The 1,720-nt window shown below is 54.6% G+C and carries 2 protein-coding genes; both read right to left on the bottom strand.

The window, feature by feature from the left end:
• The coding region (locus tag ACXRVY_RS27425) for an OprD family outer membrane porin (protein WP_458238773.1) at nt 1–785 on the bottom strand (785 nt) is incomplete at its 3' end.
• 91 nt (nt 786–876) lie between these two features.
• A partial coding sequence (locus ACXRVY_RS27420) for a citrate:proton symporter (RefSeq protein WP_458238772.1) occupies nt 877–1,720 on the bottom strand: 844 nt, incomplete at its 5' end.

The raw sequence follows: 1,720 nt of genomic DNA, 5'->3' as shown, positions 1-1,720 counted from the left end.
CTATGGAAGTAGCGCAAGTCACTGGTGAGCACTCCACCGGCCAAGGGCAAGTCGTGTTGGATGCCTGCGAAGTTCTGGCGATAAAAGTTATCGAGCTCGCCATAGAAATAGCTCAGACGGAGGTCCTTGCCCAATTTATATTCGGCACCGGCGTAGCTGAAATCTCCTGATTTATCCCCACTGAAACCGTCAGGTACGATCGGCATGCTGTCGGTAGAGTCCCGGAGTTTGAAACGGTCCAGGTATCCTCCGGTGACGGTAAGGTTTTCTATGTCGCTGCTGCTTATTTGGGTGCCTTGATAGGTCTGTGGCAACAATCTCGCATCGTTGTAAATCAGCACAGGGGTCTTGGGCAGCAAGGTGCCGTATTTGACGGTGGTCTTTGCAAGCCGTGCTTTTGCTGTAACACCGGCACTGGCAAACTCGTCGGCCGCCCGACCGTCATCATGAACCGGCAATAGTCCGGTACCGCTACGGCCACGGCCTGAGTCGAGCTTGACCCCAAACAGACCAAGGGCATCAATGCCAAACCCCATCGTCCCTTGTGTAAATCCTGACTGATAGTCCAGCAAGAATCCTTGAGCCCACTCAGTTCGCTCACTTTTTGCGGTTCTCGCTGCTCGTGCGCTCATGCCGTGCTCGTCACGAAAGTTTTCATTGAAATACACATTTCGTAGTTGCAGTTTAAGTTTGCTGTCATCGATAAAGCCTTCGGCGCTGGCACCGGCCATTGGCAACAAACCTAAAACGCAAAACAAAGCCTGACGGGAATGCAAAAAACTCATGGCAAATTACTCATTGTTGTTATTTAGAGTGCAGGACAGCGCGCGCCTCGCTAGTGAGGCTCGTTGGAAGACGGCATAAGATTTGGGTGAATCAGGTGAACAGGCTGATTGCCCCGGTTAACAAGGCCAGTGCAGTAACCACCAGGGAGGTGAGCACCGCCCATTTGACGGTGGCTTTCTGGAAGTCGCCAATATCGCGGTCGACCATTCCCACCAGCAACAGAGTAGAAGCGACCAGTGGGCTCATCAGGTGTACAGGCTGTCCGAGAATAGACGCCCGGGCGATCTCCACGGGATCAATGCCATAAGCTGCGGCCGCATTGGCCAGGATCGGCAATACGCCAAAATAGTAGGCGTCGTTAGACAGCACGAAAGTCAGCGGCATGCTGGTGATCGCAACGACCAGTGGGAACAGGTGCCCCCAGGACGGCGGAATCCAGTCGACGAGGGTTTGGGCCAAGGCGTCGACCATTTTTGTACCAGAAAAAATCCCGGCAAAAATCCCGGCTGCGAACACCAGTAACACGACGGTTATGGCGTTGCCCGAATGGGCAAGGATGCGTTCTTTCTGAATGTCCAATTGTGGATAGTTGATCATCAGCGCCAGAACGAAGCCGATCAGGAACAGAATCGCGGAGTGCATCAGCCCCATCACGAGAGCCGCCATCACTGCAGCTACGAGTAGCAGGTTGATGTACGCAAGCTTGGGACGCTTGTGCGGTGTGTCCTCAAGAATCGCCTCGATGTAGCAATCGCCGCCACCACTTTGCRGCTGAACATTGCCGATACGCTTACGCTCGGCACGGCCCAGCAAAAACGCGGTAAAGACTACCCACATCGCACCACCAATCATGGTCGGTAGCAAGGGCACGAAGTATTTACCCGCATCGAGGCCCAATGCCGCGATCGCGCGAGTCGCGGGGCCGCCCCATGGC

The organism is Pseudomonas sp. P5_A2_2 (assembly GCF_054177685.1).
Note: the sequence above shows the minus strand (reverse complement) of the source record. Positions and strands in the feature narration are given on the sequence as shown.